The organism is Micromonospora sp. NPDC050695 (assembly GCF_040654415.1).
Classification (GTDB): domain Bacteria; phylum Actinomycetota; class Actinomycetes; order Mycobacteriales; family Micromonosporaceae; genus Micromonospora.
Window position 1 is genome coordinate 52,872 of sequence record NZ_JBFAHZ010000005.1, and the last position, 26,055, is coordinate 78,926.

The 26,055-nt window shown below is 72.9% G+C and carries 23 protein-coding genes; 13 read left to right on the top strand and 10 right to left on the bottom strand.

Annotated features, from left to right (window positions below; all coding sequences use genetic code 11):
• The first annotated feature begins 143 nt into the window (after positions 1-143).
• From AB0H52_RS05260 to AB0H52_RS05270, 3 genes are read left to right on the top strand one after another with little or no spacing between them, the layout of a single operon-like run.
• Positions 144-1,655 (top strand): ABC transporter ATP-binding protein, encoded by a 1,512-nt coding sequence (locus AB0H52_RS05260; protein WP_357945539.1) that lies wholly within the window; start codon positions 144-146, stop codon positions 1,653-1,655.
• Positions 1,652-3,007, top strand: coding sequence for an ABC transporter permease (locus tag AB0H52_RS05265; RefSeq protein WP_151489375.1), 1,356 nt, complete (start codon positions 1,652-1,654; stop codon positions 3,005-3,007). Before AB0H52_RS05260 ends, AB0H52_RS05265 begins: the two co-directional genes overlap by 4 nt.
• 3 nt (positions 3,008-3,010) lie before the next feature.
• Positions 3,011-4,291: an ABC transporter permease gene (locus tag AB0H52_RS05270; protein WP_151489376.1), complete on the top strand. Its 1,281-nt coding sequence runs from the start codon at positions 3,011-3,013 to the stop codon at positions 4,289-4,291.
• A 75-nt stretch (positions 4,292-4,366) separates the two neighbouring features.
• Here AB0H52_RS05270 and AB0H52_RS05275 read toward each other — a convergent pair whose 3' ends face one another.
• Positions 4,367-4,798 (bottom strand): peptidase inhibitor family I36 protein, encoded by a 432-nt coding sequence (locus AB0H52_RS05275; protein WP_192580218.1) that lies wholly within the window; start codon positions 4,796-4,798, stop codon positions 4,367-4,369.
• 173 nt (positions 4,799-4,971) lie between these two features.
• On the opposite strand from AB0H52_RS05275, the gene AB0H52_RS05280 reads away from it, so the two are divergent.
• From AB0H52_RS05280 to AB0H52_RS05290, 3 genes are all read left to right on the top strand, one after another.
• Complete coding sequence (locus tag AB0H52_RS05280; protein ID WP_151489378.1) at positions 4,972-5,676, top strand: cytidine deaminase; 705 nt, start codon at positions 4,972-4,974, stop codon at positions 5,674-5,676.
• Between the two features lie 133 nt (positions 5,677-5,809).
• Positions 5,810-7,090 (top strand): thymidine phosphorylase, encoded by a 1,281-nt coding sequence (locus AB0H52_RS05285; RefSeq protein WP_151489388.1) that lies wholly within the window; start codon positions 5,810-5,812, stop codon positions 7,088-7,090.
• A 110-nt stretch (positions 7,091-7,200) separates the two neighbouring features.
• Positions 7,201-7,881, top strand: coding sequence for a DUF4272 domain-containing protein (locus tag AB0H52_RS05290; protein WP_357945389.1), 681 nt, complete (start codon positions 7,201-7,203; stop codon positions 7,879-7,881).
• A gap of 2 nt (positions 7,882-7,883) precedes the next feature.
• Here AB0H52_RS05290 and AB0H52_RS05295 read toward each other — a convergent pair whose 3' ends face one another.
• Both AB0H52_RS05295 and AB0H52_RS05300 read right to left on the bottom strand, forming a co-directional pair.
• Positions 7,884-8,738, bottom strand: coding sequence for a putative RNA methyltransferase (locus tag AB0H52_RS05295; RefSeq protein ID WP_151489380.1), 855 nt, complete (start codon positions 8,736-8,738; stop codon positions 7,884-7,886).
• Between the two features lies 1 nt (position 8,739).
• Positions 8,740-9,231, bottom strand: a complete 492-nt coding sequence (locus tag AB0H52_RS05300) for a MarR family transcriptional regulator (RefSeq protein ID WP_151489381.1) — start codon at positions 9,229-9,231, stop codon at positions 8,740-8,742.
• A 59-nt stretch (positions 9,232-9,290) separates the two neighbouring features.
• Here AB0H52_RS05300 and AB0H52_RS05305 point away from each other — a divergent pair, with 59 nt between their 5' ends.
• Together AB0H52_RS05305 and AB0H52_RS05310 are read left to right on the top strand one after the other, a co-directional pair.
• Positions 9,291-9,707, top strand: coding sequence for a PPOX class F420-dependent oxidoreductase (locus AB0H52_RS05305; RefSeq protein ID WP_357945392.1), 417 nt, complete (start codon positions 9,291-9,293; stop codon positions 9,705-9,707).
• A gap of 45 nt (positions 9,708-9,752) precedes the next feature.
• Complete coding sequence (locus AB0H52_RS05310; protein WP_151489383.1) at positions 9,753-10,826, top strand: adenosine deaminase; 1,074 nt, start codon at positions 9,753-9,755, stop codon at positions 10,824-10,826.
• A 3-nt stretch (positions 10,827-10,829) separates the two neighbouring features.
• Here the strand turns inward: AB0H52_RS05310 and AB0H52_RS05315 are convergent, their stop codons facing one another.
• The gene (locus AB0H52_RS05315; RefSeq protein WP_225854347.1) at positions 10,830-11,165 is read right to left on the bottom strand and encodes a hypothetical protein; all 336 of its coding nucleotides are present in this window, start codon (positions 11,163-11,165) and stop codon (positions 10,830-10,832) included.
• A 460-nt stretch (positions 11,166-11,625) separates the two neighbouring features.
• Between AB0H52_RS05315 and AB0H52_RS05320 the strand changes: the two genes are divergently transcribed.
• The 4 genes from AB0H52_RS05320 to AB0H52_RS05335 all read left to right on the top strand — a co-directional run bounded on the left by AB0H52_RS05320 (position 11,626) and on the right by AB0H52_RS05335 (position 16,691).
• A complete protein-coding gene (locus tag AB0H52_RS05320; protein ID WP_357945396.1) occupies positions 11,626-15,219 on the top strand; it encodes a nitrate- and nitrite sensing domain-containing protein in 3,594 nt (1,197 codons plus the stop codon).
• The gene (locus AB0H52_RS05325; protein ID WP_007455462.1) at positions 15,216-15,620 is read left to right on the top strand and encodes a roadblock/LC7 domain-containing protein; all 405 of its coding nucleotides are present in this window, start codon (positions 15,216-15,218) and stop codon (positions 15,618-15,620) included. Before AB0H52_RS05320 ends, AB0H52_RS05325 begins: the two co-directional genes overlap by 4 nt.
• Before the next feature lie 98 nt (positions 15,621-15,718).
• Positions 15,719-16,096, top strand: coding sequence for a DUF742 domain-containing protein (locus AB0H52_RS05330; RefSeq protein ID WP_030329021.1), 378 nt, complete (start codon positions 15,719-15,721; stop codon positions 16,094-16,096).
• A gap of 1 nt (position 16,097) precedes the next feature.
• A complete protein-coding gene (locus AB0H52_RS05335; RefSeq protein ID WP_007455465.1) occupies positions 16,098-16,691 on the top strand; it encodes an ATP/GTP-binding protein in 594 nt (197 codons plus the stop codon).
• 211 nt (positions 16,692-16,902) lie between these two features.
• On the opposite strand, the gene AB0H52_RS05340 is transcribed toward AB0H52_RS05335, so the two are convergent.
• Together AB0H52_RS05340 and AB0H52_RS05345 are read right to left on the bottom strand one after the other, a co-directional pair.
• Complete coding sequence (locus tag AB0H52_RS05340; protein WP_357945542.1) at positions 16,903-19,347, bottom strand: transposase; 2,445 nt, start codon at positions 19,345-19,347, stop codon at positions 16,903-16,905.
• A 39-nt stretch (positions 19,348-19,386) separates the two neighbouring features.
• Entirely contained in the window at positions 19,387-20,331 is a 945-nt protein-coding gene (locus tag AB0H52_RS05345; RefSeq protein WP_357945400.1) for a DNA primase, read from the bottom strand.
• 161 nt (positions 20,332-20,492) lie between these two features.
• On the opposite strand from AB0H52_RS05345, the gene AB0H52_RS05350 reads away from it, so the two are divergent.
• Entirely contained in the window at positions 20,493-20,834 is a 342-nt protein-coding gene (locus AB0H52_RS05350; protein ID WP_151492658.1) for a helix-turn-helix transcriptional regulator, read from the top strand.
• 28 nt (positions 20,835-20,862) lie between these two features.
• Here AB0H52_RS05350 and AB0H52_RS05355 read toward each other — a convergent pair whose 3' ends face one another.
• From AB0H52_RS05355 to AB0H52_RS05370, 4 genes are all read right to left on the bottom strand, one after another.
• Positions 20,863-21,537: a permease prefix domain 1-containing protein gene (locus tag AB0H52_RS05355; protein WP_151492657.1), complete on the bottom strand. Its 675-nt coding sequence runs from the start codon at positions 21,535-21,537 to the stop codon at positions 20,863-20,865.
• A gap of 67 nt (positions 21,538-21,604) precedes the next feature.
• Positions 21,605-23,365, bottom strand: a complete 1,761-nt coding sequence (cydC, locus tag AB0H52_RS05360; RefSeq protein ID WP_151492656.1) for a thiol reductant ABC exporter subunit CydC — start codon at positions 23,363-23,365, stop codon at positions 21,605-21,607.
• Positions 23,362-25,032, bottom strand: coding sequence for a thiol reductant ABC exporter subunit CydD (gene cydD / locus AB0H52_RS05365; RefSeq protein ID WP_151492655.1), 1,671 nt, complete (start codon positions 25,030-25,032; stop codon positions 23,362-23,364). Before cydD ends, cydC begins: the two co-directional genes overlap by 4 nt.
• Positions 25,029-26,036: a cytochrome d ubiquinol oxidase subunit II gene (locus tag AB0H52_RS05370; protein WP_357945404.1), complete on the bottom strand. Its 1,008-nt coding sequence runs from the start codon at positions 26,034-26,036 to the stop codon at positions 25,029-25,031. Before AB0H52_RS05370 ends, cydD begins: the two co-directional genes overlap by 4 nt.
• Positions 26,037-26,055 lie beyond the last annotated feature (19 nt).

Consider the following 26,055-nt stretch of genomic DNA (forward strand, 5'->3'; position numbering starts at 1 on the left):
GATCGCGCGCCACGGCGACCGGCCGGTCCGGCCCGGTCGCCGGCAGCTACGCTGCACCATCGCTCGCACTCCAGGAGGTTGCGCTGAGACTCGAACTGCGCGGCATCACCAAACGATTCGGTGATCTGGTCGCCAACGACCACATCGATCTGACGGTCGAGCCTGGAGAGATCCACGCCCTGCTCGGCGAGAACGGCGCGGGCAAGTCGACCCTGATGAACGTGCTCTACGGGCTCTACCAGCCCGACGAGGGCGAGATCCTGGTCGACGGCAAGCCGCTGAAGCTGAAGGGCCCGTCCGACGCGATCGGTGCCGGGATCGGCATGGTGCACCAGCACTTCATGCTGGTGCCGGTCTTCACCGTGGCCGAGAACATCATGCTCGGCGCCGAGCAGACCAGGGGCGGCATCGCCGGATTCCTGGACCGGCGGCGGGCCCGGCGCGAGGTCGCCGAGGTGTCCGAGCGCTACAACCTGCGGGTCGACCCGGACGCGGTGATCGAGGACCTGCCGGTCGGCATCCAACAGCGCGTCGAGATCGTCAAGGCGCTCACCCGCGACGTCGACCTGCTCATCCTGGACGAGCCGACCGCCGTGCTCACCCCGCAGGAGACCGAGGAACTGCTGACCGTCATGCGGTCGCTCAAGGCCGCCGGCAAGTCGATCGTCTTCATCACCCACAAGCTCGGCGAGGTCAAGGCCATCGCCGACCGGATCACGGTGATCCGACGCGGGAAGACCGTCGGCACCGCCTCGCCGGAGGCCAGCCGGGACGAGCTGGCCGCGCTGATGGTCGGGCGCAACGTCCGGCTCACCGTGGACAAGTCCCCGGCCACGCCGGGCGACCCGGTGCTGGAGGTGGCCGGGCTGGTCGTCGACGACGACCGGCAGATCCGCGCCGTCGACGGGGTGGACCTGACCGTGCGCGCCGGTGAGGTGCTCGGCGTGGCGGGCGTACAGGGCAACGGTCAGACCGAGCTGATCGAGGCGATCATGGGTCTGCGGCCGGTGCTCGCCGGCACGGTCAGCCTGGCTGGCGACCGGATCGACGGCTGGAAGACCAAGAAGGTGCTCCGCGCGGGCGTCGGCTACGTGCCCGAGGACCGCAGCGTGGACGGCCTGGTCAAGGAGTTCAGCGTCGCGGAGAACCTGGTGCTGGACATCTACGACCGGCCGCCGTTCGGTGCCGGGCTCGCGCTGAAGCCGGACGCCATCACGTCCTCGGCCAAGGAGCGGATCGAGCAGTTCGACGTCCGTACCTCATCGGCCGACGCGCCGGTGGGCACCCTCTCCGGCGGCAACCAGCAGAAGGTGATCGTGGCGCGGGAGTTGTCCCGCCCGCTGAAGCTCTTCATCGCCGCCCAGCCGACCCGCGGCGTCGACGTCGGGTCGATCGAGTTCATCCACAGCCGGATCGTCCATGAGCGGGACGTCGGGACCGCCGTCGTGGTGGTCTCCAGCGAACTCGACGAGGTGATCGGGCTGGCCGACCGGATCGCGGTGATGTATCGCGGCCGGATCATCGGCGTCGTCGGCCCGGACACCCCGCGCGAGGAGATCGGCCTGCTGATGGCCGGCATCAGCCCGGACGCCGCCGCTGCGACCGACGGGGGCCCCGCGACCGACGCGGGCTCCGCGAGCGAGGACGAAGCATGACCAACCCCAACCCGCAGTCGGGCTCTCCGGACAAGGAGCCGGCGAGCGAGGCGCAGGCCGCGCAGAACGCCCTCGGCAACACCGAGCGGGCCAGCACGACCACCGCGCCGAAGCCGTCCGAGCCGGAGCCGAAGCCGTCCCTGGGCCGGCTGTTCCTGGACAACCTCTGGGCGGCCAACACCTTCACGGTGACCCTGCTGTCGCTGGTGCTGGCGGTCGTGGTCGGCGCGGTACTGATGATCATTTCTGATCCGGACGTGCTGCACACCTACTCGTACATCACCGCGCGTCCCTCCGACGCGTTCAGCGCCAGCTGGACACTGGTGAGCGAGGCGTACGCGAACCTGTTCAAGGGCTCGGTGTTCGACCCGGAGGCGTTCGCCGGCTGGTTGAACGGCAGCAACGGCTGGCAGGCCGTGCTGGCGCCGATCTCCGAGACGCTCACCTACGCCGCGCCGCTGGTCTTCACCGGCCTGGCGGTGGCGCTGGCCTTCCGCGGCGGCCTGTTCAACATCGGCGCGCAGGGCCAGGCCACCATCGGCGTGATCCTGGCGGCGCTGGCCGGCTTCCTGCTGCCGCTGCCGCCCGGCCTGCACCTGCTGGTGGCGGTGCTGGCCGGCGCCCTGGGTGGTGCGCTCTGGGGGTTCATCCCGGGCATCCTCAAGGCCCGCGCCGGCGCACACGAGGTGATCAACACGATCATGCTCAACTACGTCGCCACGTACTTCCTCACCTGGCTGATCGTGCAGAACGGCGTGCAGGACCCGAAGCGCACCGACGCGATCAGCAAGGCGGTCGACACCTCCGCCCAGCTGCCCCGGCTCCTCGGCGACAACCTGCGGGTGCACGCCGGCATCCTGCTCGCCGTGCTGGCCACCTGGGCGGTCGCCTGGCTGCTCAACCGCTCCACGCTCGGCTTCGAGCTGCGGGCGGTCGGCGCCAACCCGGACGCCGCCCGGACCGCCGGCATCAGCGTCACCCGGACGTACATCCTGATCATGGTGTTCTCCGGGATCCTGGCCGGCCTCGGCGGCTCGAACATGGTGCTCGGCTCCACGGCCAGCGCGCTGACCCCGCTGGTGGTCGCGCAGATCGGCTTCGACGGCATCCTCGTGGCGCTGCTCGGCCGGGTGAAGCCCTGGGGGGTGCTGCTCGCCGCGCTGCTGTTCGGTGCGCTCCAGGCCGGCGGCAACCGGATGCAGTCGTACTCGGGGATCTCGCTGGAGCTGGTGACCGTGCTCCAGGCGCTGATCGTCATCTTCATCGCCGCGCCGGCCCTGGTGAAGGCGATTTTCCAGCTCCGGGCCGCACGTGCCGCCCGGTTGCAGACGAGCCTGGCGAAGGGCTGGTAACTCATGTCCACCATGGCTGTCCCCGACGTCGCGGTCGCCCCGGTCGACGAGGGCTTCTGGACCCGTAGCCGCAAGGTCGGCCTCACGCTGCTGGCGCTCGGCCTGTTGGCGGCGGTGCTCTTCGGGGCGCTCGCCACCGACCAGCAGGCCCGGTTCACCCTCAGCGACGACGCTGCCGGTGCCGCACTGGAGATCAACGGCACGATCGGCGCGATCCTGTTCGGGATCATCGCGATCGCCGCGGGCGCGGCGCTGCTCGCCGGGGTGCCGAAGCGCTGGTTCCTGCCCGTGCTCGGCGTCGGGCTGGTCGGCTTCGTGCTCTCGTTCCTCTGCTGGCAGGTCTCCGCCGCGCCGACCGGGCAGAACTTCATGCCGCTGGTCAACATCATCCGGGGCACGTTCATCCTGGCCCTGCCGCTGATCTTCGGCGCGCTCGCCGGGGTGCTCTGCGAGCGGTCCGGTGTGGTCAACGTGGCCATCGAGGGTCAGCTGCTGATGGGCGCGTTCAGTGGCGCCCTGTTCGGCAGCATCTCCGGCAGCGTCTGGGTGGGCCTGGTCGCCGCCGCCGTCGGTGGGGCGTTCATCTCGCTGCTGCTCGCCGTCTTCGCCATCCGCTACCTGGTCGACCAGGTCGTCATCGGCATCGTGCTGAATCTGCTGGCGGTCGGCGTCACCGGCTTCCTCTACGAGCGGCTGATGCAGACCGACGCGGAGCAGTACAACAGCGCGCCCCGCTTCAGCAACTGGGAGATCCCGCTGCTCAAGGACATCCCGGTGCTCGGTCCGGCGCTGTTCCGCGGCAACATCTTCCTCTACGTCGGCCTGCTGCTGGTCCTGGTGATCCACATCGGGCTGTTCCGCACCCGCTGGGGTCTGCGTACCCGCTCGGTCGGCGAGCACCCGACCGCCGCCGACACGCTCGGCGTCAAGGTGCTGCGGGTGCGCTACCGCAACGTGCTGCTGGCCGGCGTGGTCGCCGGCATCGGTGGCGCTTCGTACACGCTGGCGCTCTACTCGTTCACCAAGAACATGATCGGCGGCAAGGGCTTCATCGCGCTGGCCGCGCTGATCTTCGGCCGGTGGAACCCGACCGGGGCGCTGCTCGCCGCGCTCTTCTTCGGGTTCGCCGACCAGCTCGCGACCTACCTGAGCGCGATCAACAGCTCGATCCCCAGCCAGTTCCTGGCCATGCTGCCCTACCTGGCCACGATCCTGGCGGTCGCCGGGCTCGTCGGCCGGGTCCGGGCGCCCGCCGCCGACGGCAAGCCGTACATCAAGGGCTGACGCCCCGACAACGGCCCCACACGCGAAACGGCGGTCGACCGGAACCCGGTCGACCGCCGTTTCGTCGTGCGCTGGCTAGCAGACCGCAGACGCGTTGTTGTCGAAGTTGACGTTCACGATTTTGCTGGTTCGGTAGTCGAGCACCTGGACATTGGTCAGGCTCGAGAACCTCGCCCCGGCCCGCACGCCGAACTCGTAGCCCGACTTGCGGAAGGGGTCGGGGTACTCGTACACGAACACGGGGTTACCGCTGTTGTTGATGATGGACGATGTGTGGTCGACGACCGGGTTGCCGTTGCTGAAGCGGTTGTCGCCAAGATCCTTGTCGCAGCCGCTCACCCGAAAGATCCCACCGCCGAAGTTCGCAGTCTCGAACAGGCAGACCTCGCCGGACCTGCAGTCATTCGCGCTAGCGGCCTGGGCGCTCGTGGTCGTGGTCAGCGTGAGGCCACCGAGGGCCACCCCGAAAGCCGTCAGCGTGGCCCCGACTCGTTTTGCGATTCGCACACAGATCCCTTCGTGATCGTTCGTACGTTTCGCTGCTGGACGGTAACTTCGCACTCTTGACAACCACTTGATGCGGTAAGCAGGGCATTCGAGGTGGTCTGCGTGCGCCACGCAGCCCTGCCGACCGGCACCCTGGCCGCGTCTGACCTGCGCTGCTTCGGCAGAATGATGGGATGACCGAGATCGACTGGGAACGACTTCGCGCCGCCGCCACCGAGGCGATGCGGCACGCGTACGCGCCGTACTCGACGTTCCCGGTCGGTGCCGCCGCGCTGGTCGACGACGGCCGCGTGGTGGTCGGTTGCAACGTGGAGAACGCCGCGTACGGGGTGACGCTCTGCGCCGAGTGTGGGGTCGTGTCCAGCCTGCACGCCACCGGTGGCGGTCGGCTCGTCGCGCTCTCCTGCGTCGACGCGACCGGTGAGCCGTTGATGCCGTGCGGCCGGTGCCGGCAGCTGCTCTGGGAGCACGGCGGGCCGGAGTGCCTGATCGAGTCGAAGGCCGGCCCGCTGCGGATGGCCGAGTTGCTGCCGCACGCCTTCGGCGTGGAGGACCTGGAGGCGGTGACCGGCGAGACGCCGTTGCCCGTCGTCCCCGAACGGCTGGCCGCCTGGCGCGGGCGCGGCACCGTTTTCGTGCATCCGGATCTCGCCGCCGGGCAGCAGGTCTGGACGGCGTACTGGGAGCGGTCGGCCGGCGACGACGCCGGCGCCGAGACCGGGGTGCTGGAGGAGGCGCCGAGCTGGGACGACCCGGCCGAGGCGATCACCTGGGGCCTGGCCCGGACGCCCCGCGTGGTGGTGGTGGACGAGACCGGCACGATCTTCTGGGCCGGCGAGGGCGAGCCGCCGGCGGAGATCCCTGTTCGCTGGAGTTGAGCTTGGGGGCGGTGGCCGACCGTGCCCGGCTCCGGGCGGTCAGGCTTGATCCCTCCGCCGGGCACGGTCGGCCCCCGCCCCGACGTGGTCACGGGCCGTGGGTCGGGATCTGCAACAGACGAGGAAAGATCTTCTGATGAGTTTTGCTGCTGTTGACGTTATTCGGGTGAAGCGGGACGGGGGTGTGCTGTCCGACGCGCAGATCGACTGGGTGGTCGACGCGTACACCCGGGGGGTGGTCGCCGACGAGCAGATGTCCGCGCTGGCCATGGCGATCCTGCTCAACGGCATGACCGGGCCGGAGATCGCCCGGTGGACCGCCGCGATGATCGCCAGCGGTGAACGCCTGGACCTCTCGGCGGTACGCCGGGCGACCGTCGACAAGCACTCCACCGGCGGCGTCGGCGACAAGATCACTCTGCCGCTCACCCCGCTGGTGGCGGCGTGCGGCGCTGCCGTACCGCAGTTGAGTGGGCGCGGCCTCGGGCACACCGGCGGCACGCTGGACAAGTTGGAGTCCATCCCGGGCTGGCGGGCCACGGTGAGCAACGACGAGTTCATCGCCCAGCTCGACGAGGTCGGCGCGGTGATCTGCGCGGCGGGTGCCGGCCTGGCCCCGGCGGACCGGAAGCTGTACGCGCTGCGGGACGTGACCGGCACGGTGGAGGCGATCCCGCTGATCGCCAGCTCGATCATGAGCAAGAAGATCGCCGAGGGCACCGGTGCGCTGGTCCTCGACGTCAAGGTCGGCTCGGGCGCGTTCATGAAGTCCGTCGACCAGGCGCGCGAGCTGGCCCGGACGATGGTCGAGCTGGGCGGCGCGCACGGGGTGCGGACGGTTGCCCTGCTCACCGACATGTCCACCCCGCTCGGCCTGGCGATCGGCAACGCGGTCGAGGTGACCGAGTCGGTCGAGGTGCTGGCCGGTGGTGGCCCGGCCGACGTGGTGGAGCTGACGGTCGCCCTGGCCCGGGAGATGCTCGACGCCGCCGGCCTGCCGGACGTCGATCCCGCGGCGGCGCTGCGCGACGGCCGGGCGATGGACTCGTGGCGGGCGATGATCCGGGCGCAGGGCGGCGACCCGGACGCGCCGATGCCGACCGCCGCCGAGGTCGAGGTGGTCCGCGCCGAGCAGGACGGGTACGTGGCGGCCGTTGACGCGTACGCCATGGGGGTTGCCGCGTGGCGTCTCGGCGCGGGCCGCGCCCGCAAGGAGGACCCGGTGAGTGTGCCGGCGGGTGTGGTGCTGCACCGGCGTCCGGGTGACCAGGTGCGGGCCGGCGACCCGCTGTACGAGTTGCGCGCCGAGGACGCGACGCGGATCCCGGCGGCGCTGGCGGAGGCGGCGCGTGCGGTACGGATCGCGCCGACCGCGCCGGCGACGACGCCGCTGGTCATCGAGCGGATCGGCTGACCGGACGCGGGGCGGGGTGGCGTGGTGCCGGTCACCTGGGAGCGCTATTCTCCCAGGCCAAGGGGGGACAGCCGGCCTTGAGCCGTCGCGAGCAGACAGGAATTTGCCCCGTGACCGTACCTGCTCCCGATCCTCGTGAGGTGCGTGAGGCGAGCCTGGACGAGCTGTCCCGGCTCGGCCTGCCGTTGCCCCCGGCCCAGTTTCCGCTCGTGTGGGAGCCGGGTGACGAGATCGAGTTGCGTCCGACGCCGGAGATCGAGGCGCGGATCGCCGTCCTGCATCTGATCCTGGCCCGCTGTTTCGGGATGCCACCGCAGGCCGCGATGAGCTGGCTGCTCGGTTCGCATCTGGTCGAGATGGTCACCCCGCCGGAGTGGCAGTTCGTGATGGGCGGCAGGGGCGACCACCGCTCGTTCGTGCTGCACCACGACGCGCTCTTCGCGCTGGCCTGGGTGCTGGGGCTGAGCAAGCAGCTCGACCCCACCCTGGCCGTGGACGAGCGGCTGGTGGAGCGGCTGCCGCACATTTCGGAGGGGGAGACGTTCCCCCGCTGGCAGGCCCGGATCCTCACCGCGCCGCAGCATCCGGCCGACGCCGCCGCGTTGCTCGACCTGCACTACTGCCTGGACTGGGCGTACCTGGAGACGGAGCGCGGCGGCCGGCGGGTGCCGGGTCTGGTCGACGCGAACGCGATCGGCCAGCGGCGGTGGGCGTTGGAGTGGGCGGTGATCCTGCGCGGGCCGTACCACGACGAGCCGCCCGGCTGGGAAGAGGTCGACCTCTCCACCTGAGGTCAGCGGGGGCGGTGGGCGTCGAGCCGGACCGCCACGGTCACCCGGACCGGTTCGGGCAGCGCGGCCACCCGGGCGGCGAGGGCGCCGGGGTCGGTGTGCCAGGCGCTCGGACCCATCCCGACCAGGGTGGCCACCTCGGCGCGGGTCAGCGTCAGTTCGGCCCGGTGCGTCGTCGAGTCGACCGGGGTGAAGTGCCCGCCGAGGCTGGCGGCCACCCGGTCGGCCTTGTCCGGGTCCACCCGTAACAGGTCGAGGGCGTCCACCAGTTCGGTGAGGTGGTCGGCGGCGGGCGTGACCACCAGCAGTGTGCCGGCCGGGTCGAGCACCCGGTGGAACTCCGGCCCGTTGCGCGGAGCGAAGACGTTCAGCAGTACGGCCGTCGAGCCGTCGGCGAGGGGCAGCCGCTGCCAGGTGTCGGCGAGCGCCGCGGCCGCCCGTGGATGCGCCCGGGCCGCGCGGCGCAGCGCCGGCTTGGAGACGTCCAGGGCCAGACCCACGGCGTCGGGCAGCGCCGCCAGCACCGCGCCGAGATACCGGCCGGTGCCGGCGCCGGCATCCACCACCAGGGGGTACGCCCCGAAGCCCGCCACCGCCCGCGGCACCGCGTCGGCGAGGGCGCCCGAGATCAGGTCGTAGTGCCCGGCGGCGAGGAAGTCGGCTCGGGCGGCCACCATCTCGGCGGTGTCCCCGACGTGCGGCGCGCGCCCGGCGAGCAGGTTGACGTACCCCTGCCGGGCGATGTCGAAGCTGTGCCCGCGTGGGCAGCGCAGCGCCCGGGCGGTGCCGGCGGTCGCCTCGGTCAGGGGCTCGCCGCAGACCGGGCAGCGCAGCTGTCGCAGGATCCGGGGGTCCACGTCAGGTCTCCGTGCCGCGCCGCGGGCGGGGGGCGCGGCCCTCGGCGAGGTGGTCGACGACCCGGTGGGTGAACGCGCCGAGCGCCTCGACCTCGGCCGGGGTGAGCAGGTCGAGGAAGTGTCGACGGACGGCCGTCACGTGGCCGGGGGCGGCGGCCTCGATGGCGCCACGGCCGGCGGGGGTGAGCACGACGATCGCGCCGCGGGCGTCGTCGGGGCATTCCTCGCGGGTGACCAGGCCGCGCTGCTGCATCCGGGTCAGGTGGTGCGAGAGCCGGCTGCGGGACCAGAGCATCCGGTCTGCCAGTTCGCTGAGGCGCAGTCGTCCCTGGGGTGTTTCGGAGAGGTCGGAGAGCACGTCGTAGTCGGGCTCGGACAGGCCGCCGTCCTGGGTCAGCTCCCGGGCCAGCTCCAGGTCGAGCAGTCGTCGCATCCGGCGGTAACCCCGCCAGGCGTGGTCCTCCCGGGCGTCCAGCCAGCGTGGCGCGTCCATGCCGCCCAGCCTAACGGCTTGGTTGACATGTCATCGGATCACCCCCTACGGTCGATGACATGTCAACGAACCGGTTGTGGGAACTGTTCGGCACCCGCGGGCGCGGGGTGCTCGTCACCCTCCGCCGTGACGGCCGACCCCAACTGTCCAACCTCGACTACCTGGCCGAACCGGGGCTCATCCGGTGCTCGACCGTCGGCGACCGGGCCAAGGCCCGCAACCTGAGCCGGGATCCCCGAGCGAGCTTCCACGTCACCACCCCCGACGGCGGCGCGTACGCGGTCGCCGAGGGCACGGCCACCCTCACCCCGCCGGCCGGCACCGAGGACGACGAAACCGTGCAGGAGCTGGTCGAGGTCTACCGGCGCATCCGCGGCGAGCACCCCGACTGGTCGGAGTACCGGTCGGCCATGGTCGCCGACGGTCGACTGGTGATCCGGCTCGCCGTCACACACATCTACGGCTGGCCGGGATGAGCGGGCTGGCGCTACCGGCCGCAGCGCGCTGACTAGGGTCTGAGCATGGTCGCAACTATCCGATACGAGGACATCGTCAAGGTCCCGAAGGCGCTGCTGCACGACCACCTCGACGGCGGGCTGCGGCCGGCGACGATCGTCGAGCTGGCCGCGGAGGTCGGCCACGAGCTGCCCACCACCGACCCGGAGGCGCTCGGGCGCTGGTTTGTCGAGGCGGCGGACTCGGGCTCGCTGGAGCGCTACCTCGAGACGTTCGCGCACACGGTGGCGGTCATGCAGACCGCGCCCGCGCTGCGCCGGGTGGCCCGCGAGTGCGCCCTGGACCTGGCCGCCGACGGCGTGGTCTACGCCGAGGTGCGTTTCGCCCCGGAGCAGCACCTGGAACAGGATCTGAGTCTCGACGAGGTGGTGGAGGCGGTGCTCGCCGGGTTCGCCGAGGGCACCGCGCAGGCCGTCGAGGCGGGCTTGAGCATCCGGGTGGGCACCCTGCTCACCGCGATGCGGCACGCCGCCCGATCGCAGGAGATCGCCGAGCTGGCGGTGCGGCACCGGGACGCCGGGGTGGTCGGCTTCGACATCGCGGGCGCCGAGGCGGGCTTCCCGCCCACCCGGCACCTGGACGCCTTCGAGTACCTGCAACGGGAGAACTTCCACTTCACCATCCACGCCGGCGAGGCGTTCGGCCTGCCGTCGATCTGGCAGGCGATCCAGTGGTGCGGCGCGGACCGGCTCGGTCACGGGGTGCGGATCGTCGACGACATCGCCTCCGACGGCGCGCTCGGCCGGCTGGCCGCGTACGTGCGGGACAAGCGCATCCCGCTGGAGCTGTGCCCGTCGTCGAACGTGCAGACCGGGGCGGTGGACTCGATCGCGGACCACCCGATCGGCCTGCTGCGGGACCTGCGGTTCCGGGTCACCGTCAACACCGACAACCGGCTGATGAGCGGCACGTCGATGTCCCGCGAGATGTCGCTGCTGGTGGACACCTTCGGCTACGGCTGGCGGGAGTTGCAGTGGTTCACCATCAACGCGATGAAGAGCGCCTTCATCCCGTTCGACGAGCGACTGCGGATCATCGATGAGGTGATCAAGCCGGCGTACGCCAAGCTGCTGGCCTGACCGTCAGTGGTGCGGGTGGCCGGCGAGCAGGCCGGCCACCCGGCGCAGCACCTCCCGCGCGCGGGCCGCCTCGGCACCGAGCCCGGTCTGCCGGCGCAGCACGGCGGGTTCGGCCCGCAGCAACGCCACCCCGCGCCGCACCAGCACCCGGGGCGCCTTGCGCTGCTCGGCGAGGTCACGGGCCAGCCGGCGTACGAAGGTCGCTGCGCGCGGGCGTCGCAGCGCGTACGCCCCGGCGAGCAACCCGCGGCGGCGGCACTCCTCGACGATCTCGGCGGCGAAGATCCCTTCCGCGACGAAGATTGGCGATCCGGCGACATCAAATGGCCGGGTGGCCACCCTTCGATCCGCGCCGATCGCATAAACCGGCACATCGGCCCGACCATGGCGGGCCAGTTGGGCAATCGTTTCGACCGCCGTCAGAGCGTCCCACGAGTCGGGTGATTCCCAATCGACCTGGCCGTTTCGGTGCGGCAACGTAGGGTCATCACCGTCTTTGTAGAAGTCGTCCAGGCAGAGCACCGGCAAGCCGGTTTGCTGCGCTATGTACGACTTTCCGGAGCCCGAAGGCCCAGCGAGCAGGACAACGCGGTGCGGATGTTTCATTACCTTCAGTTACTCCGGCCAGACAGACTGCTATCAAATCGTATCAACATCTCATCACACCTTCGGCGCGTGACAACCTGGGCTTTCTTCTTGCCGAGCGTCGTGATGGAATCTCGGGGGTCCGACCCGCCGGGTCGGTCGCTGGGCGTTGCCCGGGGCAACGCGTTCAAGCTGTAATCGCGAGGGCGGTGACGTGAGCAAACGGCCAAAGACGGCGGGCTCCTTCCTGTCGCGGCTGCGCCGGCCGGCCAGCCGGCTCCGGGACATGCCGATCTGGTCCAAGCTCGGTCTCATCATGATCGTGCCGACCATCGCCACGGTCGTCGTGGGCACCAGTGGTCTCGTCGACCACCTGGAAACGCTCAGCAATGCCAACCGAGCTGGCGACCTGGCAAACCTGTCGAGCTATTCGGGCGACCTGGTCGACACGCTGCAGGACGAGCGGACCAGCGCCGTGCTGCTGCTACAGGCGGCCGGGACGCAACCGAAGGCGCAGTACCAGGAGGCGTTCAACCGGGTGAACTCCCGGGTGGACCAGGCGACCGGCCCCTACCGGCAGCAGCGGGCCGAGGTCGAGGACCTGCCGAGCAGCCTGGAGGGGCAGCTCGACGGGATCGACCAGTCCCTGAAGGACCTGCCGGGCGTTCGCAGCCAGGTGTTCAGCGGCAAGCTCAAGCTGACCGAGACCATTCAGACCTACGAGGGCCTGATCAGCGACCTGCTCGCCATCCGTGACTCGGCCACGCAGCTCGCCGGTGACAGCGACCTGAGCGACCGGATGCGCGCCGCCGCTGCGGTCGCCCGGGAAAAGGAGTTCCTCTCCGTACGCCGGGTCGTCGTCCACCGCGCGCTCGGCGCGCAGCGGATGACCCCGGTGCTGCGTACCGACTACATCGCCAGCGGCACCGGCCAGCAGCAGGCGTTGCAGAGCTTCAAGGCGGTGGCCAGCCCGGACGAGGCGAAGTTCCACGACCAGACGGTCGCCGGTGGTGACCGCCGGGAGGCGCAGAACTACACCGGCTGGATCGACGGCAACACCACCGGGGAGATGCGCGGGGCGCCGTTCGGCCCCGACCAGTGGGAATCCGCGATGACGGCCAACGCCAAGCTGATCCGCGCCGTCGAGACGAAGCTCGACAACGACGTGGTCACCGAGGCCGACAACCTGCGCTCCGACGTCCAACGTCAGGTCTTCCTGGAGACCGGCCTGCTGCTCAGCATGCTGCTGCTGGCCATCCTCTTCGCCTACCTGGTCGCCCGCTCGATGGCCCGCTCGCTGCGTGAGCTGCGCCAGGGCGCCCTGTCCGTCGCCCAGTACGGCCTGCCGCAGGCGGTGGCCCGTCTGCGCGACCCGCAGGTCGTCGGGCAGCTCTCCCCGGTCCAGCTGGCCAACCAGATCGCCGAGCCGCTGCCGGTCCGCAGCAGGGACGAGTTCGGTCAGGTGACCGAGGCGTTCAACGCGGTCCACCTGGAGGCCGTCCGTACGGCCGCCGAGCAGGCCGCGCTGCGCGCCTCCGTCGCCACCATGTTCGTCAACCTGGCCCGCCGTTCCCAGATCCTGGTCGACCGCCTCATCGGGCACCTCGACCGGCTGGAGCGCGGCGAGGAGGACCCGGACCGCCTGGCCGAGCTGTTCCAGCTCGACCACCTGGCCACCCGGATGCGCCGCAACGACGAAAACCTGCTGGTGCTCGCCGGTGCCGACTCCACCCGTGTGCAACGCGAGCCGGCCGCCCTCATCGACGTGCTGCGCGCCGCGCAGTCCGAGGTCGAGCACTACACCCGGATCGAGTTCGGGGTCATCGACCGCGACATCGAGGTCGCCGCGCACGCGGTCAACGACCTGGTGCACCTCGTCGCCGAGCTGTTCGACAACGCCACCGCGTTCTCGCCGCCCGACTCGCAGGTGATGGTCGAGGCCCGTCGGGTCGGCGACCGCGCCTCGCTCTACGTCGAGGACCGCGGTATCGGAATCAGCCGCGAGCAGTTGCAGGACCTCAACGAGCGGCTGGCGACGCCGCCGCAGGTGGACGTGGCCGTCTCCCGGATGATGGGCCTGGTCGTGGTCGCCCGACTGGCGTCCCGGCACGGGGTCCGGGTCGAGCTGCGTCCGGGTGCCGACCGGGGCACGGTCGCGGACGTGACGCTGCCCACCTCGGTGCTGGTGCCCCGGGCGCTCTCCGGCCGGGTGCAGCAGCCTCCGGCCCTGCCCGCAGCCGGCGGCGCACAGAACGGTGCGCCCATTCCCGCCTTCGGCGCGCTGCCCGCGCTGGGCAACGGCCCCCGCCCGAGCGAGTCCGGCAACCAGGTCACCCTGGGCGGCCGGCCGTTCGACCCGGCGCCGCGCAACGGTGCCGGCACTCCCGCCAACTCGGGTGGTTACCGCTCGATGCCGGCGTGGTCCGACCTGACCGGCGCGGCCGGGACGAACGGCGTCAACGGTGGCGACGGGTTCACGCCTCGGCCGGCCAACGGCCAGCCGATCGACCCGCTGCCGCAGCGCCGGGCGGGCGACGAGCCCTCCACGACCGGCCCGCAACAGGCCATTCCGCGGCAGCTGCCCAGCAGCCCGGAGGCACACCCGTACTCGGTGCCGCCGGTCTCCTCGCAGCCGTACTCCGGTGCGCCGGTGTCCGCCTCGCCGGCCTCGGGTCAGCCGTACTCCGGCCAGCCCTACTCGGGTGCGCCGTACGGCGGTGCGCCGGTGTCCGCCGTCCCGGCCTCCGGTCAGCCGTACGCCGGTCCGCCGGTGTCGGCGTCCCCGGTGTCGGCGTCGCCGTACTCCGGGCAGCCGTACTCGGCGCCGCCGGCCGCCGGCCAGTCGTTCAGCGGCTTCGTGCCCCGTTCCGCCCCGCCCGCCCAGGCGGCCAGCGCACCTCCGGCCCAGGCGCCCAGCGCTCCCGCACCTCCGGCCTGGCCGCCGGTGCCGGGTGGCGACCGGGAGACGGCGACCCCGCCGGTGCCCGAGCGGCTCGCCGCCGCCCTGGACATGACGACGGAGCTGCCGCGGGTGCCCCGCCCCGGCGAGCCGCCGGCCGCCGCGGCCCAGCCGCCGGCACCGGCTCCGGCCCCTGCCGCCCCGCAGAGCCGGCCGGCACCGCAGCAGCCGCAGGCCCAGAACCGGCAGCGGTACGCGGACGAGACGATGGAGCTGCCGATCTTCCGGGAGCTCGAGTCGGCCTGGTTCCGTACCCGACGTCCCGGTCCCGAGGAGGCGGCGGCAGCCGCCAAGCCGGCGGCGAACGGCGGCACCGCGACCCAGCAGTTCGCCACGGTCGAGGCGGGCGCTCCGGCAGTCCACAAGACACCACCCGGAACGACAGGTAACACACCGATGGCAGACACTCCGACGGCCGGAGGAGCGCCGCGGGACAACGGGTCGACAGCGAACGGGGGCACCCGCCCCAGCCTCGCCGAGAGCCTGCCGAACCGCCGGCCCCAACAGCAGACCAACGGCTGGCAGACCGCCGCCGACGACGGCTGGCGTGCCGCCTCGGCAGCGGCCAGCGCGGCGCCGGTGGCCGAGACCACCACGACCGGTCTGCCGAAGCGCAAGCCGATGGCGCAGCTTGTGCCGGGTGCGGTGGAGAAGCCCACCACCTCGGTCCAGCGGCGCTCCCCGGAGGCGGTCCGTGGCCTGCTCTCCGCCTACCACCGGGGCGTGCAGCGAGGGCGTAGCACCTCGGACAACCCGACCAGCCCGGAGGAGACTCCGGGAGGGCAGCAATCCTCGCAGTCTGGCTCAGGCCCAGCGGCCGGGAGCGGGCAGAAGGAGCAAGAAGGATGACAACTACGCAGGATCTTGGTTGGCTGCTGGCCAACTTCGCCGACCGGGTGCCGGGTGTCGCACACGCGGTCGCGGTCTCGGCGGACGGCCTGCTTCTCGCGTCGTCGCGGGACCTGCCAAGGGACCGGGCCGACCAGCTCGCCGCGATCGCGTCCGGTCTGGTCAGCCTGACCCAGGGAGCGGCTCGCTGCTTCGAGGGAGGCGCTGTGCTGCAGACCGTCGTGGAGATGGACAATGGCTTCCTGTTCCTGATGTCCATCTCGGACGGTTCGTCCTTCGCCGTGCTGGCCGCCCGCAGCTCCGACGTGGGCCAGGTCGGCTACGAGATGGCACTGCTGGTCGACCGGGTGGGCGACGCGCTGACCCCGCAGCCGCGTGCGGCCGCGGGCATGCTGGGCTGACGCCTGGCCGACCGTGAGGTCGGCGAAACTGCAACGACAACAACGACGAGTTTCACCGGTGGGAGCCGGTACCGGGTGCGAAGGAGGTGAGCGGCGACATGGCCGATCGTGACGAACCGACCGGAGCGTTGGTCCGTCCATACGCCGTGACCCGTGGTCGTACCCGTCCCCGGCTTGACATCGCGCTGGAGGCGCTCGTCGAGACGACGGTGCGCGGCCGCGCCGCTGCCAATGGCAACGGCGGCCAGGGCCGCGAACACCAGTACATCGCCGCGCTGTGTGACGGACGCGTGCAATCGCTCGCCGAGATCGCGGCGCGGATGCAGCTCCCGCTCGGTGTGGCCCGGGTGCTCATCGCCGACATGGCGACGGACGGCCTGGTCGCGGTCCACGAGCCGACCATCCTGGACGACTCCGACGACGCGGTGGGCACTGAACTGCTGGAGAGGGTGCTGAGTGGACTTCGCAGGCTCTGACATGTCGCACCGCCCGCCGAATCCGAGCGGCCGCGTGACGTCGGCGAAGATCGTTATCGCCGGTGGGTTCGGCGTCGGTAAGACGACGCTGGTCGGCTCGGTCTCGGAGATCACGCCGCTGACCACCGAGGCCATCATGACCTCGGCCGGCGTGGGCGTCGACGACACCCGGCAGGTGCCGGGCAAGACGACGACCACCGTGGCCATGGACTTCGGCCGGATCTCGATCGACCGTGACCTGATCCTGTACCTGTTCGGTACGCCGGGTCAGACCCGGTTCTGGTTCATGTGGGACGAACTGGTCCGGGGTGCCATCGGCGCGGTGGTGCTGGTGGACACTCGCCGGCTGGCGGACTGCTTCGCGGCGATCGACTTCTTCGAGCACCGGCGGCTGCCGTACCTGGTGGCCATCAACTGCTTCGACGGGATGCAGTACCACGATCCGCAGGACGTCCGGGACGCCTTGGCGATCTCCAGTGACGTTCCGGTCGTGGCCTGCGACGCCCGTAACCGGGAGTCGACGAAGCACGTGCTGATCTCGCTGGTCGAGTACGTGCTCACCATGCGCCGTACGCGCGCCGTCGCCCCGGCCTGACCGGGACGGCTTCACACCCGGTGGTGGCTCCGGCCGCCACCGGGTGCCACACACTGCCCAGCGTCGACCGCGCCGGCCGTCTCCCCGACGGTCGGCGCGGACTCGTGCGCGGCCCTCTCTCCCGGGTAGCTCCCGCCGCCGGTCCCGTCTACGAATCGCGCCCCCAGTCAGCCGACTGGGGGCGCGATTGTCGCGTGTGGAGTGAGACCGGTCAGGACTGGTAGCCGGCGGAGCGGTACTCGTACTCCCGGTCGTCGTCGCGTTCACCGTGGTCGCGGCTGAAGTCCCAGCCGCCGGCGGCCTCACGACCCGGCCGGCCGCCCACCGCGAACCCGCCGATCTCCTGCCCACGGCGCCAGCCGCGGAAGTACCCGGTGGTGTTCTCCGCGAGGCTCGCCGCGTCACGCACTATCCGCAGTGGACGCTCCTCGCGCAGCGGGGAACCGGGGACCAGGTTGGCCTGCGGCACCCGCTTCGGCAGCCCGGCGTTGGTCTCCGCGCCCACCGCCGGGCGGGCCGCCTGCTCGGCTGCCTGCCACCCGGTGTCGGCCGTGGTCGACCAGTCCAGGTCGGACTCCTCGGTCTGCCCGACGAACCAGGCCGACTTCGCCTGCGCGAAAATCAACAGGTCGCCGTCGCCCTCGTCGGCCACCGGCGGAGGCCGATGCTCGACCGGCGGCGGAGGCCGATGCTCGACCGGCGGCGGAGGCCGGTGCTCGGCGGCACGCTCGACGCGCGGCACGGGACGGCCGCCGCGAGCTGCCTGCTCCCGGTCGACCAGCCGCAGCGGTGGCGTCTCCAGGTGCGGGTCGCTGGGCGGGTTGATGCCCTCGCGCAGCGCCCGGTCGGCCAGCGGCGGCGGCTCCACCAGCCGCAGCATGGGCGGCTCCTGCGGCAGGTCGTCCGCCAGCCAGGGCGGGGTCACCCGGCCGTCGGCCCGACCCGGGTCGGTCGGGGCGTCGATGCCGCGGCCACCACCGTACGGGTAGGCGACCGGGTTGTTCGCCGAGCTGTCGCTCGGGTCCTCCGGGTTGTTGACCAGCGGCCAGTTGGCCCGCGATCCCGGTGGCGCCGACTCCTGACCAGGTCGTGGCGTCGGCACGGGGATGCTCAGGTCGGTGGCGCTGAACCCGCCGGTGGGGGCCTCGTCGATCGGCCGCTGCTGGTGGCTCGGCCGGGGTTCGCCGTTGGTCTTGGGACGGGGCGGGATGACCGTGCGCTGCCGCTCGGCCCGCGCGTGATTGATCGCGGCGGTGGTCAGCGTCGGGCGGAACGGCTCGCCCGCCTCGGCCGGCGGCACCGTGCCACGTTGCGCCGGCGCGATGGGGGTGATCCCCGGGGGCGGAGGCGGTGGCGAGGAGACCGGCCGGTTGGTCGGGCCGTCGATCCGGCTCGGGGCGGGTTCGCCGCGTACCGGCAGTGCGGACACCGGCGGGCCGGCGACGGCGGCCGGAGCCACCGGCGCGGGTGCGACCGGCGGTGGGGTGACCGGGGCCGGGGCGACCGGCGGCGGACCGAGCGGGCGGGGCGTGGCCAGCGGAGCGCTGCCCGGGGCGGGCTCGGGACGGCTGCGTCGGCCCATGGTGGGTGCCGGCTCGGCGGCGGCCGGCGTCGGTCGGACCGCGCGCAGGCCGGCGCCGGTGTTGCTCAGGCCGGCGGCGGTGTGACTCAGGCCGTTGGCGGTCAGCTCGCCGACGGTCTCGCCTCGCCGGGCGGCGGCGCGTCGCCCGGGGGCCGGGGCGGGTGTGCTCGCGCGGGAGCTGAGCGCGCTCACCAGCGCCTCGCAGCCGGCATCGCAGGCCCGCACCGAGGCGACCGCCTGGCGGACCGTCTCGGCCACCGCGGAGGTGAGCGCCCGGTTCACCGCGGCACGACGGGGTGTCTCGGAGATGGCGACCCGCAGCGCGGTCACCGCATCGTTGATCTCTTCGGCGTCGGCCACCCCGTCCGCGGCGAGGTGCGCGGCGATGGCGTCCGCCGCGACCGACACCTCGCGGCCCCGGGCGACGGTGCCGCCGAGCATGCCCGGCTCGGGCAGGGCGTCCAGCACCGCCAGGGAGACCGGCTCGGCCGGGTCCGGGTACGCGCGCAGCGCGGCCGGGTACAACTCACGCAGCACCTCGCGCAGCGCCACGGCGGCGGAGTGCCGACCACTGGCCAGCGCGGCGTGCGCGGCGAGCACCTGCTTGTAGCCGGCGAGATCCCGAGGTGCGGGGAGGGTGACCGCGGAGAGTGCGCCCGCCTGTAACGCGCGGGCCAGGCCGACGGCACGTCGTTCGGCCGGCGGTGACTGCATCTCCTCCAGTGAGTCGTCGTCGGCGAAGCGTTCAGCGAAGTCGTCCACCGAGTCGTCGTCGGCGATCGCCAGAGGTCGACCTGCCGCGCTCAACAGCGAGGTGACCGTGTGGTCGTCGCTGTCGGCGGCGATGGCCGCACCGCTCGGCCCGCCCGACCGCTCCACGAGCAGCGCGACGAGCTGGGCGTAGCCAGCGGCGTCGTCGCCGATCTCGCTGACATGCAGCAGACGGCCTGCGTCGTCGACCACAGCGGACGTCAGCGTCGAACCGGCGGAGGCCGGTCGGTCAGCCGGATCCGCCGAGGCCAGACCGCAGTACACGCGCACGAGCGCCACGGCGTCGTCCTCCTCCCGGGACAGGTCTTTCCTCTGCCAGCAACTGATGCTCCCCGGTACGGGTCAGTCGCGCCAGTCCACGACCGCAGAGATCTTGCCGACAATGGTGCGCCAGCCCAAACTCGCGGTCTGTGCCCCGATCTTCTTCAGCCGCCGACGGCCCATGAAACCGCCGATCCCGCCGTTGACGGTCGAGCGCAGGGCCTCGTCCAGGTTGTCGAGGCTGGAGCCTGCGGACAGCATGTCGAGTACCGCAGGCAGCCGCAACGCGTACGACAGGTCACGCGCGACCTCACCGGCCTCGATCAGCAGCGTCGAATCCCAGGCGTCGTGCCCGCCGCGCAGGTTCTCCACCACGAGGTCGAGCTCGTACGTGTCCTCGTCGAGCGGAGCGATGTCGGCCGGCTCCACCCGTTCGGACAATTCATTCCAGCTGTCCAGTTGGGACAGATCGTTGGGCGCGCCGGATCGGATGAAACTGACCAACGACTCGGGGGTCTTGAACAGCAGCAGCTTGCCCCGGTGGCTGAGGAAGACCGGCACCTCCTCGTCGTCCGACTCGTCCGTGGTGGCCTCGTCGTCGGCGTCGGAGGTCGCGTCGGCGTCCCGGCGGCGCGACGGCTCGTCCTCGCCGCTCTCGGCGAACTCCTCGGCCAGCTCCTCGTCGAGGATGACGACGGTCTCGTCGTCGTCCTCCTCGATCACCTGACGGCGCGCGAGGAACGGGTCGTCCTGGTCGCGCTCGGTCACGTCGGTCGGGGTCAGCTCCCGCGCCGGCCGGTACGCGCGCAGCGTGAAACCGGTGCCGGCGGGCAGGGCGATCTCCACCGGGTCGATCCGCAGCTCGTCCCAGAGCGTCCGGTCGGCCGGGGCGGACGCGCTGCCGGTCTCCTCGACGTCATCTGGCTCGGCCGCGCCGGTGGTGTCGTCGAGCTCGGGCTCGTCGGCGTCGGGCCGTTGGGGCGACTGGCGGGCCACGCTGACCTCCGTGTGCTTCGGGTTGCCCACCCGCCGGCGTCTCGGTCCGGCGAGTGACTCTGGGCACATACCCTAGTCGGCTGCTCGGGAAGACCGGAGCCCGCACCCCGGTGGCGGCGCCCCGCACCCGGTGGGGCCTGCGGATCGCGGCCGCTGGCGGACCGGCCGTCGAACAAGTAGCGTAGCTACACATGAAGGCCCAGGCGCTGCACGGCCACCTCGACGCCCTGCTGCTCGCCGTTCTCGAACAGGGCGCGCTGCACGGCTACGCCATCATCGAGGCACTGCGCGCGCGCAGCGACGGCAACCTCGACCTGCCCACCGGCACCATCTATCCGGCGCTGCGGCGGCTGGAGCGGGCCGGGCACGTGGCGAGCACGTGGAGCACCGTCAACGGTCGGGAGCGGCGGACGTACCAGCTCACCGACGCCGGCCGGCGGGCGCTGACCGGGGAGCGCGCCGGTTGGCACGAGTTCCAGTCGACCGTCGGCCGCTTCCTCGACCCGGGCAGCCCATCCGGCAGCCCGGCCTGAGCTCGCATCCGCCCGTGGGCGGCACCTCTCAGCGCGCGGTGGCCAGCATCCACCCGCGCGCCGCGCGGGCCAGCGAGAAGTAGGCCGCGCCGGCCACCGTCACACCGATGAGCATCGGTGGCCAGCTCAGCGCCGCGTCCCAGAGGCCGAGTGACCAGGTGAAGAGGGCACCGCCGGCCACCATGCCCAGGGCCAGCGCAGCGGTCAGGCCGGCGCCCACCGCGCGCTGCGCGACGGCCAGGCCCGGCCGGGACGTACGGGCGCTCGCCGTGACCACCAGCAGACCGGCCACGGACAGCAGCAGCGCGCCCATCCAGATCCAGTCGACCGAGTTGGCGAGCAGCAGGTAGACGGCCGGTGGGCGGGGGCCGTCGCTCCAACTCGCCCCCCGCCAGGTCAGGTCGCCGGCGGCCACCCCGACCCCGGCGATCGCGAGCATCCGCAGGGCGAACCCGCGCAGCGCGGCCATCGCCAGCTCGGCCTGCCAGGAGGGCAGCAGCTGCGCCGGCGAGCCGAACTCGGCCACCGCGCGGCGCTGCGCCTCGGTCGGTGGCACCCCGCTCTCGCGGTACGCCTCGACGGCGTCCAGCAGCCCGTGCCGGGCCTCGGTCAGCAGGTCGGTCTTCAGGCGCGCAGGGCCCTGCAACCGGGCGGCCAGCTCCCGCAGGTGCTCGTCGACCAACACGTCCTCACAGCGCGGCATGGCACCACCCTGCCACGACTTCGGCGCGCCGACGTCCGGGGGAACCCTGGTCCGTCCCCGAGCCGGGTCAGGGGGCGAGCGCCAGGTACCCGCGTTCGGCCGCCTCCTGCAGCAGCCACTGGTCCCGGTACCAGCCGGGGGTGGCAACCAGGTCGCCGTGCCGGCCACGTTGGATCACCCGCCCGCCGTCGAGGACGACGATCTCGTCCAGCTCGGCCAGCCCGCTGAGCCGGTGGCTGATCAGCAGCACCGAGTGCCCGGCGGGGGTGGCGGCGAGGGCGGACGCGAGCACGGCGTCCGCGGCGGTCGGATCCAGCCCTTCGGTGGGCTCGTCGAGCACCAGCACGGGCGGCGCGGCGAGCAACGCCCGGGCGAGCGCGAGCCGTTGCCGCTGGCCACCGGAGAGCTGGCCACCCTCCTCGCCGACCAGGGTGTCCCAGCCGGCCGGCTGGGCGCGTACCCAGTCCAGCAGGCCGGCGGCGGCGGTGGCCGCGGCCAGCTCGTCGTCGTCCGCCCCGGCACGCCCGAGCAGGAGGTTCTCCCGGACGGTCGCGTGGAAGACGTACGCCTCGGCGAGCAGCCCGCCGACCACTCGGGGCAGCTCCTGCTCGGTGTACGCGGACAGGTCCCGCCCGCCCAGTTCGACCCGGCCGGACGCGGGCCGGACCGCCCCGGTCAGCACGGCGGCCAGGGTGCTCTTGCCGGCGCCGCTCGGGCCGACCACCGCGATCCGTCGACCGGCGGGCAGATCCAGGCTGACGGCGTCCAGGGCGGGCGCGGCGCCGGCCCGGTACCGCACGGTCACCCCGACGAAGCGCAGGTCGTACGGGCCGGCGAGGTCCCCGCCGCCGTCGGCGGGCGGGGGAGTGGGCGCGCCCTCGTCGAGCAGGGCGGCAACCCGGATCAGGCCGGGCCGCAGCTGGGTCCACTGTCGGGCCGCCGCGACCAGGGCCAGCGCCACCTCGACGGCGGCCAGCGAGCCGACGGCCAGCACACCGACCAGCACCCCCGACACGTCGGCGGCCAGCGCGGCCAGCACCACCACGGCGGCGGTCAGCCCGCCGACCAGCACCCCGGCGGCGTCCACCGCGAACCCGGTCGCGGCCAGCCGGCGTTCCAGCCGGGCCAACCGGCCGGCCCGCTGCTGGGCGGCGTGCAGCGCGGAGTCGGTCGCGCCGAACGCGGCCAGATCGGCAGCGCCGTGGGTGAGGTCGATCGCGTCGGTCGCCAGCGCACCGCGCAGTGGGGCCACCTCGGCCGCACTGCGTCGGGTGACCACGACGGCCAGTGCGGGCAGCGCCACTCCGGCGACGAGCAGCCCGACGGCGAGCGCCGCGCCGGCCGGCGGCGAGATCAGCACCGCACCGCCCACGGCCAGCACCCCGACGAGGACCGCCGCCGAGCCGGGCACCAGCACCCGCAACAGCAGGTCCTGGACGGCTTCGACGTCGGAGACCAGCCGGCTCAGCACGTCACCCGAGCGGTGCCCGGCGGTACGGCGGGCCGCGAGGGTGGCGAACACCCGGGCCCGCACGTCGGTGATCATGCGGAGTACCGCGTCGTGCCCGGCGAGCCGCTCGGTGTAGCGGAACACGCCCCGGCTGATCGCGAGCGCCCGGACCGCGACGATCGCCACGGTGAGCCGGTCCAGGGGCGGCCGGCCGGCGGCGCTCATCAGCAGCCAGGTCGCGGTGGCCATCAGGGCCAGCCCGGCGAACTCGGTGGCGGCGGCGAGCAGCCCCGCGCCGACCAGGCGGCCCAGGTACGGGCGGGCCAGTCGCAGCACCGCCCGTTCGGCGACCCCACGTCCGGCCGGTGTCGCGTTCATCGGGCCACCTTCGGTGTCGGCGTCAGCTCGGTGACCCGGCCGTCCTCGATGCGCAGGATCCGGTCGGCGTCGGCCAGCAGCGCCGGCCGGTGCGCGACCAGCAGCGCCGTCCGCCCGGTGACCAGTCGGCGGGTGGCGTCGAGCACCACCGCCTCGGAGGCGGTGTCCAGCCGGGCGGTCGGCTCGTCGAGCAGCACCACCGGGGCGTCCCGGAGGAACGCGCGGGCCAGGGCCACCCGTTGCCGCTGACCGCTGGACAGCCCGTGCCCGCGTTCACCGAGCAGCGTGTCCAGGCCGTCGGGCAGGCCGGCGACCACGTCGTCCAGGGCGGCGTCGCGCACCGCCGCGGCAAGCGCCTCGGGCGGCGTGTCCGGCGCGCCGAGCCGGATGTTGTCGGCCAGCGAGGCGGCGAAGAGGTGGGCGCGCTGCGGCACCCAGGCCAGCTGCCGACGCCAGGCGTCCGGGTCGGCGGCGGCGAGGTCCACACCGTCCACGGTGATCCGACCGCTGGCCGGGGTCACGAAGCCGAGCAGCAGGCCGAGCAGTGTGCTCTTGCCGGCGCCGCTGGGCCCGATGACGGCGATCCGTTCGCCGGGTCGGACGGTCAGCGTCACGTCGCGCAGCGCGGTGGTCCGCTCGTACGCCACGGTGACCGACTCGAACCGGATCTCACCGCGCCCGTCCGGGGTGGCCGCGCCCTCGGCCGCCCGGGGTGCGGCGGGCGTGGCCGAGACGGTCAGCGCCTCGTCGAGCGCGGCCAGCCCTTCCATGCTGGCGTGGAAGCGGCTGCCGGCGGCCCGCAGTGGCAGGTACGCCTCCGGGGTGAGCAGCAGCACCAGCAGCGCCGTCTGCAGGGCCAGGCCCCCGCCGAGCAGGCGGATGCCGACCGGCACCGCGACCAGCGCCACCGAGAGGGTGGCGACCAGCTCCAGCACCAGCGCGGACAGGAACGCGATCCGCAGCGTCTTCATGGTGGCGACCCGGTGCCCGTCGGCCATCCGGCGGACCACCTCGGTCTGCGCCCGGGCACGGCCGAACGCGCGCAGCGTGGGCAGCCCGGCGACCATGTCCAGGAAGTGCCCGCCCAGCAGGGACAGTCGACGCCACTGCCGCTCGGTGGCCGCCTGCGCCTGCCAGCCCAGCAGCGCGCCGAAGACCGGGATCAGCGGCAGGGTCAGCGCGATGATGACCGCCGAACTCCAGTCGGCGACGACGATCCGGGCCAGCACGGCCAGCGGCACCGTCACGCTGAGCACCAACTGCGGCAGGTACCCGGTGAAGTACGCGTCCAGCGCGTCCAACCCACGGCCGGCCAGGGTGGCGAGCTGACCGGCCCGCTGCCCGGCCACCCAACCCGGCCCGTGTCGGCCGACCGCACCGAGCAGGTCGGCCCGCAACGCGGCCTTGACCGTGGCGGCGACCCGCGCCGACACCGTCCCCTGAGCCCAGACCAGCGCCGCCCGGGCGGCGACCGCGACCAGGAACCCGGCCAGCGCCGGCCGGTCCAGTCGCCCGCCGATACCGGTGGCCAGCACCGCCGCCAGTGCCGTGGCCTGCGCCACGATCAGCCCGGCGGCGAGCACGCCGAGTAGGGCGAGCACGGCAAGGTCGCGCCGGGCCGCAGGGACCCGGCGCAGGAGACGCGGGTCGAAGGGACGGCGGTTCACCAGTACACCGGTGCCCTGCCGTCGGTCCGTCCCCGGAAAACCCACCAGCACATTGCCTGGAAGCCTAGTAGGGCCGGCAGCAGCGGCAGCGCCACCCAGCCGAGCAGCCGTAGCGTCGGTGCGCTCGCGGCGGCGTCGGCCACCGTCAGCGAGGCGCCCGGGTCGGTCGTGGACACCAGCACGTAGGGCCACAGGGCCGCGCCGACCAGCGCCACCGGCAATGCCAGTGCCGCGCCGGTGGCGGCCAGGGCCCACCCCGGCCGCCGCCGCGCCAGCGCCGCGCGGGCCGCCAGCAGCGCCGCCGCCAGCAGCACCGGCAGGAGTACGGCCACCGCCGGTCGCCCGACAGCGTCGCGTACCCGGGGGGAGAGCAGGCCCACGACGGTGGCCAGGGCGACCGCGCAGAGCGCCACCGGCACCAGCCGGCGGGCGGTGCGGCCGACCACGGCGGCGTCGGCGACCGGCAGTCGCAGGGTGAGGAAGGTCGCACCGTGCACCGCGACCAGGGCGACCATGGCCAGCCCGGCGGCGGCCGCGAACGGCGTGGCCAGGTGCGACACCCCGGCCACGTGCCCGTCGGCCTGGCGGGGTACGCCCTGCAGGAGCGCGGCGAGCAGCACGCCCCAGCCCAGCGCGGCGAGCGCGCTGCCGACCACCACCATCCGGTCCCAGCGGGCCCGGATCCGCTCGTCGGCCGGCCGGCTGCGCAGCTGCACCCCGGCGGTGACCAGGATGACCCCGACCAGGGCGCCGGCGACCGCCGGATAGCAACCGGACAGCAGTTCGCCCTCCAGCACCGGGAAGGCGCCGAAGAGGATGCCCACGGCGGCCACCAGCCAGACCTCGTTGCCGAGGAAGAACGGGCCGAGCGCGGTGAGGGCGGCCCGCCGCCCGGTGGGTCCACCGCCCCGGGCGAGCAGCAGCCCGACGCCGTAGTCGTAGCCGGCGAGCACCAGGTAGCCGCCGAAGAAGAGGCCGAGCAGGGCGTACCAGGCGAGGTCCACGGTGAGTCTCCTCAGTCGC